Here is a 22,811-nt window from a genome sequence, read left to right as displayed (position 1 = left end):
TAGGGTCGCTGCATGCACATTGGAACCACACTGAGCTACGCCGGCGGATTCACCGAAGTCGTTGACGAGCTCGCTGAGCTGGAGAAAGTCGGACTGGACATCGCGTTCGTCGCCGAGGCCTACTCGTACGACGCCGCGAGCCAGCTCGGATATCTCGCCGCCAAGACATCCACCGTAAAGCTCGCGTCGGGCATCTTCCAGCTGTACACCCGCACCCCCACCCTGCTGGCGATGACGGCGGCCGGACTGGACTACGTCTCCAACGGCCGGTTCGTCCTCGGCATCGGCGCCTCGGGCCCTCAGGTCATCGAGGGATTCCACGGCGTGAAGTACGACGCTCCCCTGGGCCGCACTCGTGAGACGGTCGAGATCTGCCGCAAGGTATGGCGTCGTGAACGCCTGGAGTTCGAGGGCAAGTACTTCACCGTGCCGCTGCCTCCCGAGCAGGGCACCGGCCTGGGCAAGGCCCTGAAGCTGATCAATCACCCTGTGCGCGAGCGTATTCCGGTGCTCATTGCCGCTCTTGGACCCAAGAACGTGGCACTGACCGCGGAGATCGCCGAGGGCTGGCAGCCCATCTTCTTCCTTCCGGAGAAGGCCCATGACGTATGGGGCGCCTCCCTGGCCGAGGGCAAGGCCAAGCGCGATCCGTCGCTCGGCGACCTTGAGGTCTACGCAGGCCCAGCTCTTGCCATCGGCGATGACGTCGAGGCGCTGTACGGGTTCGTCAAGCCGAGCCTGGCGCTGTACATCGGCGGCATGGGCGCCAAGGGCAAGAACTTCTATCACAACCTCGCGACCGCCTACGGGTTTGGCAAGGAAGCCGACCGCATCCAGGAGCTCTACCTGGCAGGCAAGAAGGCCGAGGCAACCGACGCGGTACCCGACGATCTGGTCAGAAACATCTCCCTCATCGGGCCGAAGAGCTTTGTCGCCGAACGGGTAGCGGCCTTCAAGGAGGCGGGTGTCACGACCCTCAATGTGGCACCGCTCGCCGCCGATTCAGCAGGCCGGATCAAGCATGTCGAGGCACTGCGCGAGCTGCTCTGATTCGCCCGCCGTTCGCGTAGCGTTCGGCGTGTGTTCGTGCGGCACCCGGAAAGTGGTGGGATGACAGCCATCCCGCGCCGCACCGTCTTGCGGGCCGCCCTACTGGGACTCGCGGTGGCTCCGGCCGGCGCGTGCGGGCCGACGTTGGTGACAGCGCGGCCCAGGCTTACCCACGGGGTGGCCAGCGGATTCCCCCGCACCGACGGCGCGGTGATCTGGGCCCGCTCGGATCGCCCTGCCACCATGATCGTCGAAACGGCTGCCACCGAAAGCTTTTCGGATACACGACGTTTCACCGGGCCGGTGCTCACGCCGGAATCGGACGGGACCGGCCGGCTACGCCTCACGGGCCTGCCCGCCGACACCGAGGTGCATTACCGGGTGACACTCGACTCGGAGGGCTCACTGAGCGAGCCTGTCACCGGCGTCTTTCGGACTGCACCGACGACCGCAGGAAATGTGCGGCTGATCTGGTCGGGCGATGTCGCCGGACAGGGGTTCGGCATCAATCCGGATGTCGGCGGAATGAGGATCTTCCGCACCATGGCGGACCGAAATCCGCAGTTCTTCATCCACAGCGGGGACACGGTGTACGCCGACGTGCCGATTCCGGAGACACTGACGTTGCCCGACGGACGGGTCTGGCGAAATCAGGTGTCGGAGGCGAAAAGCGCTGTCGCACAGACCCTCGAACAGTATCGCGGTCAACACGCCTACAACCTCACCGATGCCAACTACCGATACTTCAACGCACACGTGCCGCAACTTGTGCAGTGGGATGACCACGAGGTGATCAACAACTGGTATCCCGGGGAGATTCTCGACAACGACAAGTACACCGAAAAGAGAGTCGACGTACTCGCGCAGTACGGACACCGGGCATTCCACGAGTGGCAACCGACCGAACCCCGCGAGGCCGTAGATGGTCTTGTATACCAACGGTTCTCATACGGTCCGCTGTTGGACGTATTCATTCTCGACATGCGCAGCTACAAGGACCCCAACTCCCCGAACCGGCAGCAGCACGGCGCAATCTTCGGTACCCGCCAAACCGAATGGCTGATCAACGCCATGGCGTCCTCGAAGGCCGTATGGAAGATCGTCGCCAACGACCTGCCGCTCGCACTGGTGGTACCCGACGGCAAGACAGATTTCGAGGCCGTCGCCAACGGCGATAACGGCCCCCCGCTCGGGCGGGAAACCGAACTGGCGCATATTCTCTCGCAGCTCAAGGCGCGACAGGTTCGCAACGTGGTGTGGCTGACGGCCGATGTGCACTACACCGCGGCGCACGAGTACTCACCCGCGCGCGCCGCCTTCACGGACTTCGATCCGTTCTGGGAATTCGTGTCGGGCCCACTGAACGCCGGCGCCGGCCAGGAGAAGCCGCTCGACGGAACCTTCGGCCCGCGAGCAGATTTCGTCCACGCGGCACGGCCCGATCAGCAGTCGCCGCTGGACGGCTACCAGCATTTCGGACAGATAGACATCGACGGCGAAAGCGGCGATCTGATCGTCACGCTGTGCGATGCCGCGGGCTCCACGCTGTACACACGCAGCCTGTCACGCGCTTAGACCGCGCCGACCACTTCAGCCACCCGCTCCGCCAGACGTTGGGCCGTCGACTGCTCATCCGCCTCGACCATGACGCGGACCAGCTGCTCGGTTCCGGAGGGACGCAACAGGATTCGGCCGTTACCCGCGAGCTCGGACTCCACTGCGGCAACGGCGGCGAGTACCTCGGGTGCCTGCGCCACCGTGTGCTTGTCCGAGACCGGCACGTTGATGAGCGTTTGAGGCAGGCTACGCATCGCGGACGCGAGGGTGGCCAAGGACTTACCGGTTTGCGCCATCCTGGACATGAGTCGCAAGCCTGTCACTATGCCGTCTCCGGTAGTGGCCAGGGAAGGCAGCACGATATGACCGGATTGTTCACCGCCCAGCGCGAATCGGCCCGCACGTAGCTCCTCCAGCACATAACGGTCGCCGACGGCGGTCACCTTGACATCGATGCCTGCGGCGCGCATGGCGATATGTAGCCCCTGATTGCTCATCACCGTGGTGACCAGGGTGTTATCGGTGAGCTCACCGTCTTCGGCCATCGCCGCGGCGAGCACCACCATGATGGCGTCACCATCGATGACGTTTCCGTCGGCATCCACCGCGAGACACCGGTCGGCGTCGCCGTCATGCGCAAGCCCGAGATGGGCATTGTGTGTCTTCACCGCGGCCCGCAATGGGCCGAGATGCGTTGACCCACAACCGTCGTTGATATTGAGCCCATCCGGGTCGGCGTTGATGTCTATCACGTGAGCACCCGCAGCCCGGTAGGCCAGCGGGGCCGCGTCGGAAGCCGCCCCGTGTGCGCAGTCGACCACCACGGTGACTCCGCTCAGCGGGCGGGTCGCGGCATTGGCGACATGATGCAAGTACCGGTCCAGTGCGTCGACAGCATCGCGCACGCGGCCGATTCCCGCACCGGTGGGACGTGCCGCAGGAGTGTCCAGCTGGGCCTCGATGGCGTTCTCGGCAGAGTCGTCGAGCTTGTGACCGCCGGCGCCGAAAATCTTGATGCCGTTGTCGGGCATGGGGTTATGCGAGGCCGAGATCATGACGCCGAAGGCCGCGCCATACGCGCCCGTCAGATACGCCACCGCCGGAGTGGGAAGCACACCGACCCGGAGCACATCGACACCTTCTGCTGCGATACCCGCGACGACCGCCGCCTCCAACATCTCGCCGCTCGCGCGCGGATCGCGGCCCACGACCGCGGTGGCGCGCCCGTTGGTCAACGAGCGCGCCGCGGCCGATCCCAACGCGACCGCCAGTTCGGCCGTCAGCTCGGCATTCGCGACACCGCGAACGCCGTCAGTGCCGAATAGTGATGAGCCGCTTGCGCGAAGAACGTCAGACACCGTGCCCATTCCTTAAATTTCTCACACCAAACTGGCCCAATAACGCGATTGCGCCGACACACAGGTTGTGTGCCGGCGCAATACGCGGACGAACAGAATCGATCAGCGCTTCGAGTACTGAGGCGCCTTACGGGCCTTCTTGAGACCGTACTTCTTGCGCTCGATCGCACGCGGGTCACGAGTAAGGAAACCGGCCTTCTTCAGCACCGGACGGTCCTCGGGCTCCACGATGATGAGTGCACGCGCGATGGCAAGACGCAGTGCGCCAGCCTGGCCCGAAGGGCCGCCGCCGGTCAGGTGAGCGTAGATGTCCACGCTGTCCACACGGTTGACGGAAACCAGCGGCGCCTTGATGAGCTGCTGGTGCACCTTGTTCGGGAAGTACTCCTCCAGGGTGCGGCCATCCAGGAAGAACTTGCCGGTGCCGGGAACGAGGCGGACGCGGACGACAGCCTCCTTACGGCGGCCAACGGTCTGAATGGGCTTGTCGATCACAATGGGGCTACGAGGAGCGGCCTTGACGACTGTTTCGTCGGCAGTTTCCTCGACGACCGCCTCCACTGTGGCTTCCGCGTTGTCTTCGGGGGTCTGCTCTTCGGCGATATCGGTCACTGAGCCACCTGCTTAATCTCGAACGGGATCGGCTGCTGCGCGCCGTGCGGGTGCTCGGGGCCGGCGTACACCTTGAGCTTGCGCTCGATCTGACGGCCAAGCTTGTTCTTGGGCAGCATGCCGATGATTGCCTTCTCCACCGTGCGGGTGGGGAACTTCGCGAGCTGCTCGCCGATGCTGCGCTTGCGCAGGCCGCCCGGGTAACCCGAGTGACGGTAGGCGAACTTGTCGGTGAGCTTCTTGCCACTCAGGGCAATCTTCTCGGCATTGATGATGACGACGAAATCGCCACCATCGGCATGGGGGGCGTAGGTCGGCTTGTGCTTACCGCGCAGCAGGGTAGCTGCTTGAACGGCAAGACGGCCGAGTACTACATCCGTGGCATCGATGACATACCAGCTAGTGGTGATGTCACCCGCCTTCGGCGTGTAGGTAGGCACAGTCTTTCCTTGTCTACTCGGGTGGATCCCCGGACGGTTTCTGCCGTTCGGAGCGCTGGTCGTGGCGAACGGTGGAGGTTGATCTCGGCGACCAGTGGTGACCCGAGCCTCGTGTGCGATGACATACCGCACGCCAGCGGTGAAGCTTACCGGGCCACGTCACCGCAGGTCAAAACGCGGTCGATCCCGTCCTGTCGTCCAACCTTCGTACACTCATACAAAAACTGTGGGGCCTTGGTGGCTCTCCTCCACCAAGGCCCCACAGGGTCTTGAAAATAACCGTCGGCGATTTAGCCGTGCCAGGCACCCGCAGCGCTCTGGTCGGTGTGCTGCGCGTCCTGGTTACCCTGGTCAACCTTGGAGTTAAGCTGGGTCAGGATCTGGTTGAGGTCCTCGGCGGACTGGTGCCAAGCCTTCTGGTACTCCTGGTACGCAGTCGCTTCCTGGCCCTCGGCCTGCTGGACGAGGGGCTGAATGTCGTGCTGCAGCTCCTCGAGGCCGGCTTGGAACTTGTTGATGATGCCCTTGACATCGGCAACCAGCGCGTCGATCTCGCCGTGGTTGTAAGTAATCTGCATGGTCAATCCCCTTTGCTATGTGATGTCTTTGATGACTATTACGAGACGCCTAGAAGGTCTGGCTCTCGTCCATCTCCTGGATGCGGCGCTTGTTCGAGTCCATGGTGTCGTGGATCTGCAAGAGCACCTTCTGGATGTCGCCCATCTCCTGATCGAAACGGGCCATCGCCTCATCAAAGGCATGCCGCGCCTGACCCTGCCAAGTGCTGGTACCCACCGCTACGCGATCCCGCAGCTGGGACTGCATCGCAGTGAACTCCTGGTACTTGCCGTCGATCTTCTTAGCCGTGGAATCGAGCAACGCCAGGTCATTCTGAAAAACAGCCACTTCGTGTCCTCCCTTGTCCCCAGGCCCGGCCAGTCACGGGTGTGACTTCCGGTTTCTGGCCGGTTTTGTCCTTACAACTACATACGATGGCCCTATCGTCAGATCGGTTCCATCTTTTTCAAACTTTTTTTCAGCAATCTTGTCAGCTACCAGATCGTACTGCATGTGCCGTTCGAATAGCCAGTTCGCAGGCCTGCCGGACAGACCCATAGCTATCTTTCTTAAACTGACAGCCAACGCCTATTCGCAGGTTGTCGTCCAGAAATACGGCCCACGCGACGTCATGGCCCTCGCGAACCTCGGTGTAGGTGACCGCCGCCCGCCCGTTTGTGCGATCGTCGGCCTTGAAGTCCGTGAATACCCCCAGCGGCTCCTTCTCCATGGCCACTCGCAGCGTCTCGGCGGTTGATGCCAGGGTTTGGGTCGACTTCACCCGCACCTGAGTCATATGCACGATCGCCTCGGGGTCCGTGGGCGAGATCACCTCCACCCGTGCTGAACCAGCACCGCCCGCGGGGATACGTCGCACCGCCCACTCGGCGGGCACCATGAACTGCACACTCCCCTCCACCAGCAGCGATGTCGCCACCACGGGAGTCGTCGGTGACGGTTGCCGCGCCCGGGTGGAGGCCACCGTCAACACCACACCCGTCACGACGACCGCGGCCGCCAGACCAATCGCGGCAACCGGCCACCACGCGGGAAGTCGCGGAACCGATCTGGCGGATGATGCGGGTGTCCATTCGGGCCGTCTCGCGCTAGCGGGCTGGTCGGCAGGCCCGTCGACGAAGGCCGAGACACGGGGCGATTGGCTGACGTCGCGGAACACCGCATCATCGGCAACCTGCGATACCCCGGGAGTCAGGCCCCTCCGATCGACCGCGTCGACGATCGCCTCGCCCATCTCACTATCGGCCGAGTCGACAAGGATCGCGGCGACTCCGGGCCGTTCACTGCGGACCACCTCCTCGACAGCACGCGCCACAGCGCGCGCGACATCTGCGGCCGTTTTGGTCTCCCAGGACCGCTCTTCGAGATGACGAACCGTCGACGCCGGCTCGCCGGCAGAGCCGTGTCCCACCACGGTGACGGCGACCTCGCCCGGCGACACCTCGACCACCACGAGCGAGCGGCCCGACAAATCGGCACGCACGCCGCGCTCGGCGAGGGCGAAAGCGCGCGAACGCACGGTCAGCGTCGCCGCCATCATCCGCGCCGCATTCGACAACAACGTGCGCCGTCCGGAACTCCACGTCGTCGGATAAATCAGCAGCACGGAATCGACGCGGACCGGCGCATTCCGATCGGTAAGCAACGACTCGAACAGGGCGGCCCAGAGTGCGCGAGACGGAACCACGCGACCGGGTAGCAGCGCCGTCTCGTCGTCGAGTGCGGCGACCGCCGACCTGACATCGGCATGTCCGGCTTCCCGGATGCCGTCCTCGGTTCGTGCCCGGACGGCGGTCTCGGTCACTTCAATCGCTACCCGCGTCCCTGTCTGCGGGTCGCGATCCAGGATCACTGCGGATCGCTCCAGGCAACCTGGATCAGTTGTTGGCCGCCCGAGCGCATGACCAAAGTGCCGCGACCCGGCGGCTGCTCGCTCGGCCGAACCGTGCCGATCAGAACACCCTCGTCCTTGTTCCCGCTCATCTGCAAACCGATGCAGGAGAGGTCCTTCATGCGCGCCATCATCGGCTCGAACATGGCTCGTGAGGCGCCGCTGGTGCGGCGCGCGATGACAACATGCAGCCCGATGTCCTTGGAGTGCGGCAGATACTCCGCGAGCGGCAACAGTGGGTTTCCACTCGCCAGGGCCACCAGGTCGTAATCGTCGACCAAGATGTAGATCTCCGGGCCGGACCACCAGGACCTGTCACGCAACTCTTGCTGTGTGACATCGGGTCCCGGCATCCGGGATTTGAGGAGTTCGATCAACGCCGGCACCTCATCGACCAAGGTGGCGCTCGACATCGCGTACTTGGCCAGGTGTTCGGTCTCGACGACACCGAGCAAGGTGCGACGGAAGTCCACGATGAACAGCTGCGCCTGCTGCGGCGTAGTGGTCCGAACAATCTCGCGGCAGATGGTGCGCAACAGCCCGGTTTTGCCGCACTCGCTGTCGCCGAAGATCATCATGTGCGGCTGCTCGCCGAATTCCAGGTACGTCGGAGCCAACTCCGTCTCGTTGATGCCAACGAGGATGCGCAGGTTTGGCAGATCGTTCGTGGGCGCCTGTGGAACCAGAGCGGCGTAATCGATCTTGTGCGGCAACATGCGAACCTGCGGAGCCTCCGCCGAGCTGCGCTGCCGCATGCTGGCGGCCGCGGCGGCGAGCGCCTCACCGAGGTCCTGATTCGACGAGACGCTATCGACACGCGGCAGTCCGATGAGCATGTGCCGGCGGTCGCGGGTGATACCCCGGCCTGGCCGGCCATCCGGAACAAGCTGTGCCAGCTTGCGGTCGAAGTCCGAGTCCAGCGGATCACCGAGGCGAAGCTCGACGCGCGTGCCGATCTGGTCCTTCAGGGCGGGCCGGATCTCGGCCCAGCGTGATGCCGTGACTACGGTGTGCACACCGAAACCGAGTCCCTGCGCCGCCAGCGCGGTGACCTGCGGCTCCAGCGCCTCGAACTCCTGACGGACCGTGGACCAGCCATCGATGATGAAGAACACGTCACCGAATGGATCGCTCGCGAGCTGCGGGTCACCGGCACCCTTGCGTCGCCGGTACTCGGCCATCGAGTCAATTCCGTAGGCGCGGAAGGCATTCTCGCGCGACCTGACAATCGTCAGCATTTCGGCGAACGTACGCCGGATCAGATCCGACTCCAGCCGGCTGGCCACCGAACCGACATGCGGTAGTTGCGCCAGCGAGGTGAGCGTGCCACCTCCGAAGTCCAGGCAATAGAACTGCACCTGCGCCGGACTGTGCGTCACCGCGAGCGATGTCACCAGCGTGCGCACCGCCATCGACTTTCCGGACTGGGGTGCGCCGACGATGGCGACGTTGCCCGCCGCGGCGGACAGATCGACGATGTACGGGTCGCGCCGTTGCTCGTACGGCCGATCCACGATTCCGATCGGGATGGTCAAACTGCCCACCGCGTCGAAGCCAGCGCGACCGTGACGGGGAATCAGATCTCCGAGAGTCGGCGAATCGTCCAACGGCGGCAGCCACACCTCGTGTGCTGGATTGCCGTGTCCTTCAACGCGATCAAGGATCGTGTCGATGACCGACCGGCCGATCGCCCCTTCGGACGCGGCGGGGGTGTCGTCTTCCACGATTTCCGCAGGGCGCATTTGCAGCGCCACGGGCGCCGCGGTGAACAGCCGCGGCGCGGCGCCCGTGCCGCCGGAGGAGACCGCACGACGCGCCGGCCCGTACGGCACATACGCACCGGACACATAGGAGGTCTGGAACCGTGTCAGCTCCCCCGAGTCATCCTTGAGGTAGCAAGAACCCGGGGTGTTGGGCAGGTGGTAGGCGTCCGGGACACCAATCGCAGCGCGGGACTCGTTAGCCGAAAACGTCTTCAGACACAGCCGATAGGACAGGTGAGATTCCAGCCCGCGCAGGCGGCCTTCGTCCAGACGCTGCGAGGCGAGCAACAGATGGACGTGCAGCGACCGGCCCAGACGGCCGATCGCGACGAACAGCTCCGCGAAATCCGGGTGCTGGCTCAGCAGTTCGGAGAACTCGTCGACGATGATGAAGAGTGCCGGCAGTGGGGCGAGAGACGCACCGGCGGCACGGGCGCGCTCGTACTCGGTGACGTTGGCGAAGTTGCCCGCGGCGCGCAGCAGCTCCTGGCGCCGGTTCATCTCTCCGGCCAGCGCGTCCTTCATACGGGACACCAGATTTGCCTCTTCGGCGAGGTTGGTGATGATCGCCGCGACATGCTGTGCCCGGTCCAGCCCCAGGAACGTCGCACCACCCTTGAAGTCCACGAGCACGAGATTCAGGGCATCCGGCGAATGCGTGGCGATCATGCCCAACGTCAGTGTGCGCAGGAACTCCGATTTACCCGAGCCGGTGGCGCCGATGCACAGTCCGTGCGGGCCCATGCCGTTCTCGGCTGCTTCCTTGATATCCAGTTCCATGGGAGTGCCGTCGACGGCGATCCCGATGGGCACCCGGAGCCGGTCACGACCAACCCGGTTGCGCCACACCACTTCCGGGTTAAGCAGCCCAGGATCACCGATTCCCACGATGTCGGACCAGCGCGTACTGACCTCGGTTTGGATCTGGACCTCGTCGCTACCTCCGGTGAGCACCCGGTAGGGCGCCATGCGGCGGGCGCACGCCATTGCCTCGGTGATGGTGAGGTGATCGGGGTGGGCGAAGACCTCGGACCCCACATTGCCCTTGGCCCCGAGGCCGCGATCGGTCAGCTCCAATTGCATGCCGCGGCGGGCCGCGAGCGGGTCCACCCGGGTGCCGATCTCGACGAGGGTCACCGAGTCGATGCCGTGATCGATGATGAGGCGTTCGGAACCGATCAACGTGCCGCTGTCGACAATGATGAGGATCTGCGGCCGGTCGGGAGAGGGCTGCGCGGTCCGCGAGAACCGTTCACGCTCAGTGATGAGCGATGCCAACGACTCCTCGACCTCACCCAGCGAGTGGTAGACCAGCCGGCTGGCGCCGACGCCGTCGAACGCGGTCGGATGCTGTGCGTGCGGAAGCCATTTGAGCCAGTCCCAGTGCGGGGCCGCATGCCGGTTCACCACTGCCGCGACCAGGAATTGGTCCGGCCCATGGAACATCGCCAGCTGACAAATCATGGCGCGCAACATGCCTCGCGCGACCTCGGGTGAGCCATCGATGGTGACGGCCGCGAAACCTCTCAGGTTCAACGCGATCGGCAGCTCAGGCACCAGCGAGTGTGTCCGCACAAACCGGCGCAGCGCCACGGAGGCCACCGGCTCCAATTCTTCGACCGGACCGATCTCGGGTGCCACCAACTGCGCGGCCAGACGCTGATCCCCCACCCCGACACGCACATGGCAGTAGTCACTGTCGCCGGGACGCCGCTCCCACATCCGGCGGCCACCGGCAAGCGTCCACAGCGCAGACGGATCAGGGTTGTTCCACAGCAGGGCCTTGCGCTGAGCACCACCGGTATCGGTGACGTTCTTGCGCACCACTTCGAGGTACCGCAGGTAATCCTTGCGGTCCTCGTTGATTTCGCTGGTCTTGGCTCCCTTGCCGCCGCTGTTGGAGACCATGCTGACCATCGAGACCATCATCATGATCGGGAACAGCATGAACATCGGGCTGCGCATCATCCCGCCGCCCGAGCCGCCACCCAGACTCCCCGAGGTGACGAAGAAGGCAATCATGCCCACCATTGCCACCACCATGACCAGCGGCATGATCTTGGCGATGATCGGCGATGGCACCGGCCGCGGAATCTCCGGCGGTGGCTGCACATTGACCTCGCCACCCGGAACACGAGGCACCGCAAGCCGAGGCCGACGAATGAATATTGTGGTGTTCACCCCGTGCTCACCCTGGCCCTCCGGTTTCCCCCGCGCCACATCTCGTGGCTATTTCGCATCCACGCTACCGCCCAGCCCACGGCGGGCTACAGGATAGGGCCGTTATATCCGGTGCCGCAACGAATTCGCTCACAAGATCGCCGGAGCCGCTGGTTACGCGGTTAGCGTTCGCCCGGATGCACCGAACCGCTGGCGGCGCTCAGCCGCGTTCGGCTAGTGTGCATGCGCAAAGATCAATGACCGTGGGGGCAGGTAGGGGGCACAGCATGACACATGCGCAGTCGGGCGCCGAGCAACGTTCGGCGGTTCTCGAACTGTGCCGCGTTTCCATTCAGGCTGACCGCACTCAGGTCGACCTGGCGCTGCCGACGAGTGTCCCGCTGGCCCTCTTGGTCGGCTCGATCGTCGACATCATCAACCAGCATGTCGGTGTCCCCGAGCTGACCAGCCCGGAGGACGCCGTGGAAACGCACTGGCGTTTGTCTCGGCCTGGACAGCCGCCGCTACAGATGTCCAGCACCCTTGGGGAGTTGGAAGTTCGCGATGGCGATCAACTCATCCTCACCGCGTCCGATGTCACCGCGCCGGACCCACTGTTCGACGACGTCTTCCTTGCTGTCTCTACCTTCCGGACCGTGTCGGCGCATCCATGGAGCCGTACCGCAGCTCGAATACTCGGCGCTTCGGCGTGCGGGGTGGCCGCGGTGCTCGGCGCGACTGCGCTGTTACGTGCCGGCGCGACAAATCCCGGCCTGCTCCTTCCGATCATCGCCGTCGCGATCGCATTAGTGGCGATGACCGCCGCCGTCTTCGCGAACAGGGTGTACGACGATTCGCTCGCCTCCGTAATGCTGAGCCATTGCGCCGTCGGCTTCTCCGCGGTGGCGGGAGCCCTGTTCGTGCCGGGAAAATACGGCGCCCCGCACGCGATGCTGGCACTCATGGTCGCGATGGTCGTATCCATCCTCGCCATGCGCGCGACCGGTACCGGCACAACGTCGCTCGTCGCGGTTGCTTCGGCATCACTGCTCGGGTTCGCGGCAGCGCTGGGTTACGTGCTCTTCGATCCTCCGATCTACAGCCTTGGGGCGGTACTCGGAGCAGTCGGAATCTGCTCGGTGGCGCTTTCGCCGCGTGTGGCAATGGCTCTTGCTCGCCTACCTCTTCCCCCGGTGCCCACACAGGGCGCACCATCTCGCCCTGAACATTCGACGGCCCCGATCGAAGCCATCGAGGGTCTGGATGGACTTGATACCGAGGGTGACGACGTCGAGGACGCCACGGCGCTACCGCCCCTCCCCGATCTTCGCGAGAAGGCGCTGCGCGCGCATGCCGTTCTGACCGGATTGGTGTGCGGAACATCCGCCATCACCGCCGCGGGCGCCATGCTCGCCGCGCTGACGTTTCCCGGCGCGGGCGACCATCACCCCACCGGCGCGCACCGGTTCAGTGGCGTGGTGCTTGCCGGATTGATCGCGCTGGCGATGATGCTGCGGGCGCGCTCGCATGCCGACCTCGCGCAGACAGTGGCCATCAACCTGGGCGGCTTGGCCATTCCCGTCGCGGGATTCGCGTTCGTCGCCATCGCGTACCCGACAGCCGCCGTGTTCACCACCGCGCTGATGGCGATCGCGGCCGGTTCGGCCATCGTTCTCGGCTTCCTGGTGTCGGCGCGCAAGTACTCCCCTGTCGCGCGGCGCACGGTGGAGATCATCGAGTACATCGCCCTGTCGCTGATCGTTCCCGTGGCCGTCTGGGTATGTGGCGTGTACAGCGCCGTGCGGGGATTGAACCTGCCATGAACCTCAGCGTGGCCCGCCGTGTCGCCACCGCTGGAGCCGTTGCGATGTTGGCGATGTCCTCGCAGCTGGCGACCGGTTCGATGCACATGCTCGCGACGGCACACGCGTTCGCTCCACTTCCGGTCGACCCGAGCACGCTTCCCGGCCCGCGTCCTCCCGCTCCCATCGAACCCACGGAGCAGAAGGAACTGTGCCGATTCCCCGGCATCGACCCCAAACGCGACCTCAACAAGGTGCCCACGCAGCAGCGCGGACTGGATCTGCCGTTGGTCTGGCAGCTGTCACGCGGTGGCGGCCAGACGGTCGCGGTGATCGACACCGGAGTGGCACGCAGTCCGCGCCTACCACCGCTCATCCCCGGCGGAGACTACGTCTTCGAGGGCGGCAACGGCACTCAGGACTGTGACGCGCACGGCACTATCGTCGCCGGAATCATCGCGGCCGCACCGGATCCCACGGGGGCAAGCGCTTTCAGTGGCATTGCGCCCGACGTCAGCCTCATCACCATTCGGCAATCCAGCGCGAAGTTCGCGGTGAAGGACAAGGGCGGCGGGAGCGACAGAGACGATCCCTCCAAGATCAGCGGCGTCGGAAACGTCGACACCCTGGCGATGGCGGTGCGCACCGCCGCGGACCTCGGCGCGACGGTCATCAACATCTCCGAGGTGGCGTGCGCCTCCGCCAAACAATTCCTGGACGATCGACCGTTGGGCGCCGCACTGCAGTACGCCGTGGACGTCAAGAACGTGGTGGTGGTGGTCGCCGCGGGAAATGTCGGCGACGGTCAGTGCAAGAACCAGAACCCGCCACCGGACCCGGCTCGACCCAACACCCCGGACTGGGATGCTGTCCTGGAGACGGTGAGTCCGGCGTGGTACAACGACCTCGTCCTCACAGTGGGCTCGATCGGCCCGGACGGGCAACCCTCTAAGTTCAGTCTCGGCGGCCCCTGGGTCGATGTCTCCGCTCCCGGCGAAGACATCGTCTCCTTGGATCCCAACCGTGATGCGCTGACCAACGCCTACATGGGCGAGCAAGGACCGGTACCCATTCAGGGCACCAGCTTCTCTGCTCCGGTGGTGAGCGGCGTTGTCGCGCTGGTGCGTTCACGTTTCCCTCAGCTGAGCGCTCGTGAGGTGATGGACCGCATCAAGAACACTGCGCACCGCCCGCCGGGCGGCTGGGACCCCTATCTGGGCTACGGCGTGGTGGATGCACTCGCCGCGGTCAGTGACGACCTCGGCACCACGAGTGATCTCGCCCGGGCCAACGCCGCCAAGAAGCTGCAGCTGCCACCCGCACCGCCACCCGCCGACCCGCGGCCGCGACGCGTCGCCCTGATCGGAATAGCGGTCTGCGCGGCATTTCTCGCTGCGGCGCTGGCGATGCTGGCGCCGGTGCGCAAGCTGCGGCAAGGCCGGGACAACTCCACCGACTAACGCCGGGGGGCGCGCGATTTACGCGGGCGCGGTGCTCGATGTTGACGGATTGATCGCCAAACCTGTCTTGTCGGGCGGCATTCCGTCGTGCACGACGAGTGCGTCTTCCTTACTCAGCCGGGGCCCCGGCGGCAGCAGCCCGACGACCGGCCACGGCGCGGGAACGGGCTCAACCGTGAGCCCCAACGACTTCGCGGCCTCAAGGTTCCCAATGCCGAAGCGCACACCGGTGTCGAGGATGAGGTAGAGAGACTCCGCACGCCCGGTGTCCCCGCCGAGGCCGGTGGAGCGGATGAAGGCGCTACGCGCGGGCGGAATGTAGGCCGTGTCCACGTTGGGGCCTTCCTTGTCGGCCTGTGCCAACACCACCGGCACCTGATCGGCCTTCAGCGGCAGCGAGTTCCCCATCAACAGCTTGGTGGTGGCGTGCTCTTGCGTCTTCTCCTGACCGGGCTTCCAGCTGCTGCACAGCACCGACTTCTCCGGGACGTCCACGATCTTCCCCGCACGGTCCGGAAATGTCTGTACCGCAAGCTGGTTGAGGCTGGGATGCCCCGAAATCACGTCGGGAGCGACGGCGACAATGTCCTGCGCACCCTGGGAATCGGAAAATCTGATCAGATCCGCGGTGACCTCGTTGACGCGTTGCACCCCGCCGGAGAGCACGACGTAGTACTCGGCGGAGTCCGCCCGGCTCATCTTGATGACCGACCCCACCCGAACGCCCGCGGTGGTAATAGGCGACGGCCCTCCGGCATCCGGGATGGGCGGCGGCGCGATGGCCGGCACCTCGGGAATGGCATTGAGTACCGACATCGAGATCGGCCGCGGCGTCACACCTTCGAGACGCAGCGCGCGGGTCACCGCGGGGTTCGTCAGGTCGACCGCCGCACGTTTACCGTCGTAGAGCAGGTACATCTGGCTGTTCACCGTCACCAGGGCATACCTGTCTTTCGGCATCTCCTGGTTGCCGTTCTCCAGGGTTACCTTGCCCGCGATCACCGTGCTGGTAACGGTGGAGCTGGGCGGGGGTGTCGCGACATCGCATACCGTCCAGATGGTGTCGTCACCCGTCAGCGGCGGCGGAATGGATGCCGGCGCACCGGGAATCCCGACCAACGGGCCGCGGCGCGCCTTCGCCAGCTCCGAGTCCTTGACCGGCTTGGGATTCTCGTTGTTTCCGGAGATCAGTCGCGCGGACGCCAAATTGAGTGCGGGATGAAGTGTGTCCTGAATCCGGACGTAGACCGCGCCGGTGTCCTTGGCCATGACAATGGGCTGATCACCCAGCGGCATGTTGGGCCGAAAGAACGCCAAGATCGCACAGCCGGCAACGACGACGGTGGCCAGCACAATCCCGACCATGAGCGAACTGGACTGCGCCCGCATCGGGTCGTGGATCATTCGGACGTCACGGCGAACCAGCGCGTGCTCCATACGCCGCACGAGGAACCGGTACCCGCTGACCTGCAACCGGGTTGTCGGTTGTCGCGCCATCGTCCCCCCTCCAGGAAATCTGCGAAACTCGGATCTACGACCTAGTGATGCCACTAGGTCGGCCCCCAGATCTTGTTAGATCCTACGTACGGGCCACACGGCCATGCAGCCTATTGCAATACTGGGCAACCACGATAGGTTGCGGGTGGCAGCCGCGGCGCCCCAGTCGGGTGGGTGCGGCACAACGGCGGGACAGAAGGGGGAAAGGTGACCTCGAGCGGGGCGGCTCCGGAGCAGGTGCGTCGGGCCACGATGCCGATCCAGATCATGGTGATCTCGCAGCTGCTGATCCTCGCCGCAGTCCTGATCTCCTTGCTGTTCGGCTGGCCGTGGTGGGCAGCACTACTGATCGCGATCGTGTCGTTGGCACTGGTCCTCGGCCGATGGGGAGGTCAGACCGTCAGGCATTGGGCGGTTACCGGATTCAAGTATCTGACGGGCCGCACTTACCGAAGCTCGGGCAGCATTGCCGACACTCCCAGCAGCCAGGACAGCTGGACCGGAACCCGGTGGGAGAACGGCAAACTCATCACGGTGTTGGAAGTCAGTGCGACCCAGCGCCACCCCTCGGTCATCACTCCGGATCACTGCGCCACCGACTCCCTGGTGCCGCTGCGTGTGCTGCGGGAGTGCATGCATCAGAACGATATTGAGCTCGAAAGCATCGATGTAATCAGCAATGGCCAGCGCACCGCACAAGGGACGGTATTGCGCGGTGGATACGACCGACTGGTGGGCCCGCTGCCTGCCGTCGCCATCCGCACCGTCTGGGTGGTACTCAGGTTCGACCCCGGCGTGAACGTCGACGCGGTATTCCGTCGCGGGGGCGGCCGCCGAGGCGCGGAAAGGTGCGCCGTCATCGCCACGGCACGAGTCCGGCGAGCACTGGCGGCGGCCCACTGCGCCAGCACCATCCTGCAGGCCGGACAGATTCACCGGATCAGCGCCGAAATGCTTCGCCAGTACGCGGGCGCGCCCATGCACGAGGAGTGGAGTGGGCTGATGCTGATCGACTCCTACAACGTCGCCATGGGAATCGACCCGTGGTACATCACCGATGCCACCCTGACAGGGCTGTGGGCCCGCCCGACGCTGGAAACCACCGTGACCGTTCGGCTGCGCCCCGCCGCAAAGGGCCGCACATCGGTTGGCGCACTGGTTCGGTGGGCAACCGACGAACAACTCCCCGTACGCCACTCCACCGGAATGACCTCGCTCAACGGCAGTCAGCGCGACGCGTTCTTCGCCGGACTCCCCGTGGGCGCCATCGGGCTGGAGTATCTGACCCGAAGCATCGAGATGAGCAACGAGGAGCTCGACGGCATTCATCTGCCGACATCGGGCTGCGGACAGTTGATCGGATCGGATATGTCGGGCCGCGCGATCGCGGCGCGGCTGTCCGGGCTGGGCGTTCACACCGTGGTGGTACGCGCCGAGCTCTACGTATGCCAGCAGGTAGTGCTGAGATCGGTGGCGATCGGTGCACTCGTGGTCGTCTATACCGACCGTCCCCACATGTGGGACGTCATGGTGACCTCGATTGGCGACGCCAATCGCATCCAATTCGCCAGTGGCCCGGGCTTTATCGACCCCCGATGCACGCTAGCCGTGGTGGACGGCATGCAGCCGACCGCGTTACCCAGCAACTGCACGGCCGTGCACATCATCAGCAGCGAGTACGACGCGCTTCCGGCCCGGCCGGATGTCATCATCGACCAGCCCAACGGCTACGGCGACCACATTCTCCTGACCGCAGGTGGTGAAACCATCCAGGTCCGCCTCGTGACGGTCAGCGATGAGCTCGCCTACCTGGGCCGACCGATCCAGGCCTTCGCGCAGTAGAGCTTTCGCGCCGCTAGGGCTCGTCGCGCCTACGCCCCCGATAGGCAGCCACATGCTGCCGGTTGCCGCAGTTCCCGGTGTCACAGAACATCCGGGACCTGTTGCGCGACAAGTCAACCAGGACGGCATCGCAATCCGGTGCGGCGCAGGTCTTCAGGCGTCGCTGCTCGCCGGTGCGCACCAGGTCCGCGAACACCATGGCGGTCTCGGCACCGAGACGGTCCGCCAGCGGCGCATCACTGGCAGCCATATGCAGATGCCAATCGGGCTCCTCGACATGCCGGGTGAGCCAGGGCGAGGCGTGGGTATCGGCGAGCAAGGCGTTGACCTGCCGGACCACATACTCCTCGTCGTTGATATGCCCCCAGATATCGCCCAGTCGAGTCCGTAGCGCCTTCACGGCCCGCAGTTCGGCCTCGTCACCGTCGCGTCTGCCCGTCCAGCCGTACCGATCCAGAAGCGGCGGCAGCGCGCCCGGATCCGGGAGTAGCTCCCGGTCATTGCGCGCGGTGTTGATCAGCTCAGCAGCCGACCTCAGCCCCTGCTCCGTGTCATGAGTGAAAAGCATTTGACACCTGACATCCTTAACTTATACCGTCATGACCGTATTCGATTTTACTCATGACATGCGGGAGGTGCGGTGAACGACAAGGCCAATTTCCGGGCCGGTGTGGCGCTCGCCCTCGCATCGGCCGCAACCTTCGGCTTTTCCGGCCCCTTCGCTAAGTCGCTCATGGCGGCCGGCTGGTCCCTGACCGCCGTCGTCACCGCGCGCCTGGCCACCGGCGCCGCAGTCATGGTCGTGGCGGCCTGCATCGCGGCCCCCGGCTGGTTCTCCGAGGCCCGGCGCCACGCCAAAGTCATTGTGCTCTACGGAATCATCCCCGTCGCCGGTGCCCAATTCTGCTACTTCGGTGCGGTCAGGCACATGTCGGTCGGTGTGGCGATGCTCCTGGAGTTCCTGAGCCCCATCCTGGTGATCGCCTGGATCTGGCTGTCCACACGGCAACGCCCGCATGCTCGCGTGCTCGCCGGCGCGACACTCGCGCTAGCAGGAATGCTGCTGGTACTCAACATCTTCAGCGGCTCCCGCGTAGAGCCGGTGGGGGTGCTGTGGGGACTAGGAGCGGCGGTCTGCGCCGCGTACTACTTCATCTCGTCACACCGGGCGGGCGGCAAGGCACAAGGGCTGCAACCCATCACCCTGACTACCAGCGGGCTACTCGTCGGAACCGTCGCGGTGGGAGGCTTCGGGCTGACCGGCATCATGCCGATGACCTTCTCCACCCAGTCGGTGCAGGTCGCGGGCTGGCATGCGCCGGTGTACGTGCCCATCCTCATTCTCGGGGTGGTCACCACCGCGATCGCGTACCTCACCGGTATCGCCGCCATTGCCCGACTCAAACCGAGCTACGCGTCGTTGATCGCGCTGACCGAGGTGCTGTGCGCGGTGATCGCGGGATGGGTGCTCCTCGGGGAAACGATCGCGCCCATCCAGTACGCGGGAGCCGCGGTCATTCTCGCGGGACTGGTTCTGGCACACCGAGGTGCGGATACCCCTGCGGACCCCGAATCCAGCACAGCCGGGCACACAGCTTCTTTACCTGCGGGATTGAAATCACATGGCAGTGACAGCGAATTATCCGTAACCTCGGTGTGTGACGCTACAACCGAATCCACGCCCAGCCAGTAAGTTGCTTACCGCCGCCGCCCGCGCGGCGGTTGTATCGGTTGCGGCAATCATGTTGACCACGGGTCTCGCGGTCCTTCTCCCCGCCACCGCTTCGGCGGCCTGTCCCAACGTCGAGGTGTCCTTCGCCCGCGGCCGCAGTCAGCCGCCCGGACTGGGCAACATCGGCGAGGCGTTCGTCAGCGCGCTGCGTAATCGTGTCAAGAACCTCAATGTCTATGCGGTGCGCTACGACGCCAATACCGACGTGGGCGGTGGGGCCAACGACCTGAGCGCCCATCTGCAGCAGACGGCCAACAACTGCCCCGACACCAAGCTCGTCGTCGGCGGCTACTCGCTGGGTGCGGGCGTGGTCGACACCGCTCTCGGCGTGCCCGGCCCGGTGCAGATCGGCAACCTCTTCTCCTTCGACAACCCCGTGCCACCGGAGGTCGGCGACCACATCCGCGCGATCGTGACATTCGGCAACATCGTCAACCGCTTCGCCCCCATCCAGAATCTGGCTGGCGCGTACGGCGACAGAGTGCTGGATCTGTGCAACGACGGCGACCCGGTCTGCATGGACGGAAACCAGGACACCTGGAAGTCCCACACCTCCTACCCTGCCGCACTGATCAACCAGGCTGCGGACTTCGCGGCCGCCCGGGTGAACTAACGTCGCCTGGGTGACTGTCTCCCAGATCACCCACCGTCAGCTGCATGTCAATGGAATCGACATGCATGTCGCCGAACAGGGCGAAGGCCCGGCGGTTGTTCTGTGCCATGGCTTTCCCGGGCTCTGGTACACCTGGCGCCACCAGCTGGCCGCCCTTTCGGCGGCCGGATATCGGGCCATCGCACCGGACATGCGCGGATACGGACGTACAACGGCGCCGCGGCACCCTACGGCCTATGACCGCAGCACCACCGTCAACGACCTCGTGGGCCTGCTCGACGCCCTCGATCTTCGGGACGCGGTGTTCTGCGGGCACGATTTCGGGGCACATCTGGTGTGGGACATGCCCGTCTGGGCAGGGGATCGAGTCCGTGCACTGGTCCAGCTGTCGGTACCGCGTACCCGACGGCTCCCGGTCAAACCGAGCGTTGGCTTCAACTACCTTGCCTCTCAGCACTTCACGCATCTGGAGTACTTCCAGGAGCCGGGTGTAGCGGAGTCCGAGCTGAACACGCGGCCAAAGGCCTTCCTGGCCACGCTGTTCCACGCGCTCAGCGGCGCGAACCGCTATCTGGATTGCTGGGATCACCCGGCGCAGGTGGATGGCAAGCGCAATGGCTACCTGGACGTACTGCCGACTCCTCCTCCCCTGCCCTGGAATTGGCTGTCCGAGCAAGACCTCGACTACTACGCGGCCGAATTCACGCGCACAGGATTCACCGGCGGCCTCAACTGGTATCGGGCCGAGGATCTGGTGTGGGCGCAGAACGAGCACCTGCAGGACACACCCATTGACATACCGGTGGCCTTTATGGCGGGATCGGCCGATCCGGTGCTGGAAATGCTCGGTCGCGACCCGATGACGGCGATGGCCGATCTCGTTCCCGGACTGAGGTCGGTTCTGATCGTCGAGGGGGCCGGGCACTTCGTGCAGATGGAGCGGCCCGACGCGATCAACTCCGCAATGGTCGAGTTCCTGGCGTCGCTTCCGCCCAGGTGACGCGACCCATACCGCACCGACATGACAACTAGGTTGACTTACCCGTAGCATTCGCGTGTGACGACGCACAGTGCTGTTTCACCTGCCATCTCGCACGTCCGGCGGCCCGGATATCTCCTCGCTGCCCTGCTCATGTTCATCAGCCTGGTGACCATTTCGCAGCCTGCGCCCGCGAACGCCGATCCGTGCGCCGCCGTGGATATCTCGTTCGCCCGCGGCCGTGATGAGCCGGTCGGTCTGGGCCGTGTGGGGCAGGCGTTCGTCGACGCTCTCGGATCCAAGGTCGGCAGCATGAACGTCTACCCCGTCAACTACAGCGCCGGACTGCTCTCCACCGGGGAAGGCGCCGACGACCTGCGCGGACACCTCAGCGACGTCGCCGCATCCTGCCCCAACACCAAGCTGGTGATCGGCGGGTACTCGATGGGCGCAACCGTCGTGGATGACGTCGCCAACAACCCGCCGCCGGACGTCGCGGGCCGGATCAAGGGCATCGCGACGTTCGGGAACATCGACCGCCGCGGTGGCGGCATGACCGGGCCCCTCGCCGGACGGTGGATCGACCAGTGCAATCCCGGCGACCCCGTCTGCCAGGAGGGCGGCCGCTCATGGACCGCGCATCAGACCTACGAGCAGACCAATCTGCCCTCGCAGGCCGCGTCGTTCGTGGCGGGCAAGCTGTAGCACGGGCACAGTCCACGAAACGGCGCGCAGGAACTTGCTGACCCGTAGCATCGTGGTGTGACCACGCATCAGCGGGGCACGAGGGTCGGCGTTGTCCTGAGTTATCTTGTCGCCCTGACGGTGCTCGCGCTGTCAACGGCGAATGTTGTCGGACTTGTCTATGCGTTACCTCAAGCATCGGCAGATCCGTGTTCGGATGTCGACGTCTCCTTTGCGCGGGGACGCAAGGAGCCCGTCGGATTGGGCCGGGTCGGCGATGAGTTCGTGGACTCCTTGACCCCACGCATCCAGTCCACTGGCGCCAGTATGAACGTCTACCCCGTCAACTACGACGCGGGTATTTTCTCGGCCGGCGGTGGAGCCAACGATCTCAGCAATCACCTGCAATCGGTGGCCGCCAGTTGTCCGCGGACAAAGTTCGTCATCGGCGGGTACTCCATGGGCGCCGAGGTGATCGACACCATCATCGGTGTCCCGAACGTGGGAATCGGGTTCAACCGCCCCCTGCCTCCCACGGTGGGCGACCGCGTCGTCGCCATCGCAACATTCGGCAACGCCACCCACCGAACCGGTGGCCCACTGAGCGGTATTGCAGGCGTATTCGGTTCCCGTGCAGTCGATCTTTGCAATCAAGGAGATCCGATCTGCATGGCCGGACCCAACAACAGCTGGGATGCCCACACCTCATACGAACGCACCGGGCTACCCGCTGAGGCCGCGGCCTTCGTCGCCTCGAAACTCAACCGGCACGGCGAAGCCGAGTCCGCCGAGTAA

Annotated in this window: 19 protein-coding genes; 10 read left to right on the top strand and 9 right to left on the bottom strand. The window is 65.0% G+C overall.

The features are described from left to right. Positions 1–12: 12 nt before the first annotated feature. Both B4383_RS03495 and B4383_RS03490 read left to right on the top strand, forming a co-directional pair. On the top strand, positions 13–1,050 hold the full coding sequence (locus tag B4383_RS03495) for an LLM class F420-dependent oxidoreductase (RefSeq protein ID WP_078288342.1): 1,038 nt from the start codon (positions 13–15) through the stop codon (positions 1,048–1,050). Positions 1,051–1,110: 60 nt separating this feature from the next. Then, on the top strand, positions 1,111–2,625 hold the full coding sequence (locus B4383_RS03490; protein ID WP_078288343.1) for an alkaline phosphatase D family protein: 1,515 nt from the start codon (positions 1,111–1,113) through the stop codon (positions 2,623–2,625). Here the strand turns inward: B4383_RS03490 and glmM are convergent. The 7 genes from glmM to eccCa form a co-directional block, all read right to left on the bottom strand. After that, positions 2,622–3,965, bottom strand: coding sequence for a phosphoglucosamine mutase (gene glmM, locus B4383_RS03485; RefSeq protein WP_286143870.1), 1,344 nt, complete (start codon positions 3,963–3,965; stop codon positions 2,622–2,624). The two genes, B4383_RS03490 and glmM, sit on opposite strands and share 4 nt — an antisense overlap. Before the next feature lie 102 nt (positions 3,966–4,067). Continuing rightward, entirely contained in the window at positions 4,068–4,463 is a 396-nt protein-coding gene (gene rpsI / locus B4383_RS03480) for a 30S ribosomal protein S9 (RefSeq protein WP_286143881.1), read from the bottom strand. 110 nt (positions 4,464–4,573) lie between these two features. Then, positions 4,574–5,017, bottom strand: a complete 444-nt coding sequence (gene rplM / locus B4383_RS03475) for a 50S ribosomal protein L13 (protein ID WP_078288345.1) — start codon at positions 5,015–5,017, stop codon at positions 4,574–4,576. A gap of 290 nt (positions 5,018–5,307) precedes the next feature. Continuing rightward, positions 5,308–5,595, bottom strand: coding sequence for a WXG100 family type VII secretion target (locus B4383_RS03470; protein WP_030096755.1), 288 nt, complete (start codon positions 5,593–5,595; stop codon positions 5,308–5,310). A gap of 49 nt (positions 5,596–5,644) precedes the next feature. Continuing rightward, the gene (locus tag B4383_RS03465; RefSeq protein ID WP_078288346.1) at positions 5,645–5,923 is read right to left on the bottom strand and encodes a WXG100 family type VII secretion target; all 279 of its coding nucleotides are present in this window, start codon (positions 5,921–5,923) and stop codon (positions 5,645–5,647) included. 142 nt (positions 5,924–6,065) lie between these two features. Continuing rightward, the gene (locus B4383_RS03460; protein ID WP_078288347.1) at positions 6,066–7,445 is read right to left on the bottom strand and encodes a type VII secretion-associated protein; all 1,380 of its coding nucleotides are present in this window, start codon (positions 7,443–7,445) and stop codon (positions 6,066–6,068) included. Beyond that, positions 7,442–11,428 (bottom strand): type VII secretion protein EccCa, encoded by a 3,987-nt coding sequence (gene eccCa / locus B4383_RS03455; RefSeq protein ID WP_078288744.1) that lies wholly within the window; start codon positions 11,426–11,428, stop codon positions 7,442–7,444. The genes B4383_RS03460 and eccCa overlap by 4 nt, the downstream gene beginning before the upstream one ends. Before the next feature lie 266 nt (positions 11,429–11,694). On the opposite strand from eccCa, the gene eccD reads away from it, so the two are divergent. Further along, a complete protein-coding gene (gene eccD / locus B4383_RS03450) occupies positions 11,695–13,230 on the top strand; it encodes a type VII secretion integral membrane protein EccD (RefSeq protein WP_078288348.1) in 1,536 nt (511 codons plus the stop codon). Then, positions 13,227–14,669 carry a type VII secretion-associated serine protease mycosin gene (gene mycP, locus B4383_RS03445; RefSeq protein ID WP_078288349.1) on the top strand — a complete coding sequence of 481 codons (1,443 nt, stop codon included), beginning with the start codon at positions 13,227–13,229 and terminating at the stop codon, positions 14,667–14,669. The genes eccD and mycP overlap by 4 nt, the downstream gene beginning before the upstream one ends. A gap of 18 nt (positions 14,670–14,687) precedes the next feature. Here mycP and eccB read toward each other — a convergent pair whose 3' ends face one another. Further along, positions 14,688–16,166: a type VII secretion protein EccB gene (gene eccB / locus B4383_RS03440; protein ID WP_078288350.1), complete on the bottom strand. Its 1,479-nt coding sequence runs from the start codon at positions 16,164–16,166 to the stop codon at positions 14,688–14,690. Positions 16,167–16,373: 207 nt separating this feature from the next. Between eccB and eccE the strand changes: the two genes are divergently transcribed. Further along, entirely contained in the window at positions 16,374–18,008 is a 1,635-nt protein-coding gene (eccE, locus tag B4383_RS03435; protein ID WP_078288351.1) for a type VII secretion protein EccE, read from the top strand. Between the two features lie 13 nt (positions 18,009–18,021). Here eccE and B4383_RS03430 read toward each other — a convergent pair whose 3' ends face one another. Then, positions 18,022–18,576, bottom strand: coding sequence for a CGNR zinc finger domain-containing protein (locus B4383_RS03430; protein ID WP_078288352.1), 555 nt, complete (start codon positions 18,574–18,576; stop codon positions 18,022–18,024). Positions 18,577–18,648: 72 nt separating this feature from the next. Between B4383_RS03430 and B4383_RS03425 the strand changes: the two genes are divergently transcribed. From B4383_RS03425 to B4383_RS03405, 5 genes are all read left to right on the top strand, one after another. After that, on the top strand, positions 18,649–19,701 hold the full coding sequence (locus B4383_RS03425) for an EamA family transporter (RefSeq protein WP_078288353.1): 1,053 nt from the start codon (positions 18,649–18,651) through the stop codon (positions 19,699–19,701). A gap of 1 nt (position 19,702) precedes the next feature. Then, positions 19,703–20,353 carry a cutinase family protein gene (locus tag B4383_RS03420; protein ID WP_078288354.1) on the top strand — a complete coding sequence of 217 codons (651 nt, stop codon included), beginning with the start codon at positions 19,703–19,705 and terminating at the stop codon, positions 20,351–20,353. Positions 20,354–20,363: 10 nt separating this feature from the next. Continuing rightward, positions 20,364–21,353 carry an alpha/beta hydrolase gene (locus tag B4383_RS03415; RefSeq protein WP_078288355.1) on the top strand — a complete coding sequence of 330 codons (990 nt, stop codon included), beginning with the start codon at positions 20,364–20,366 and terminating at the stop codon, positions 21,351–21,353. Between the two features lie 132 nt (positions 21,354–21,485). Beyond that, positions 21,486–22,037 (top strand): cutinase family protein, encoded by a 552-nt coding sequence (locus B4383_RS03410; RefSeq protein ID WP_078288356.1) that lies wholly within the window; start codon positions 21,486–21,488, stop codon positions 22,035–22,037. A 57-nt stretch (positions 22,038–22,094) separates the two neighbouring features. Further along, positions 22,095–22,811: a cutinase family protein gene (locus B4383_RS03405; RefSeq protein WP_078288357.1), complete on the top strand. Its 717-nt coding sequence runs from the start codon at positions 22,095–22,097 to the stop codon at positions 22,809–22,811.

This window comes from Mycobacterium sp. D16R24 (assembly GCF_002013385.1).
Lineage (GTDB): Bacteria > Actinomycetota > Actinomycetes > Mycobacteriales > Mycobacteriaceae > Mycobacterium.
Note: the sequence above shows the minus strand (reverse complement) of the source record. Positions and strands in the feature narration are given on the sequence as shown.

Excerpts from the sequence above, each read along its gene's own strand:
- B4383_RS03495 (WP_078288342.1), top strand. The coding sequence starts at position 13 with ATGCACATTGGAACCACACTGAGCTACGCCGGCGGATTCACCGAAGTC.
- B4383_RS03490 (WP_078288343.1), top strand. The coding sequence starts at position 1,111 with ATGACAGCCATCCCGCGCCGCACCGTCTTGCGGGCCGCCCTACTGGGA.
- B4383_RS03470 (WP_030096755.1), bottom strand. The coding sequence starts at position 5,595 with ATGCAGATTACTTACAACCACGGCGAGATCGACGCGCTGGTTGCCGAT.
- eccD (WP_078288348.1), top strand. The coding sequence starts at position 11,695 with ATGACACATGCGCAGTCGGGCGCCGAGCAACGTTCGGCGGTTCTCGAA.
- mycP (WP_078288349.1), top strand. The coding sequence starts at position 13,227 with ATGAACCTCAGCGTGGCCCGCCGTGTCGCCACCGCTGGAGCCGTTGCG.
- eccB (WP_078288350.1), bottom strand. The coding sequence starts at position 16,166 with ATGGCGCGACAACCGACAACCCGGTTGCAGGTCAGCGGGTACCGGTTC.
- B4383_RS03430 (WP_078288352.1), bottom strand. The coding sequence starts at position 18,576 with ATGCTTTTCACTCATGACACGGAGCAGGGGCTGAGGTCGGCTGCTGAG.
- B4383_RS03410 (WP_078288356.1), top strand. The coding sequence starts at position 21,486 with ATGTTCATCAGCCTGGTGACCATTTCGCAGCCTGCGCCCGCGAACGCC.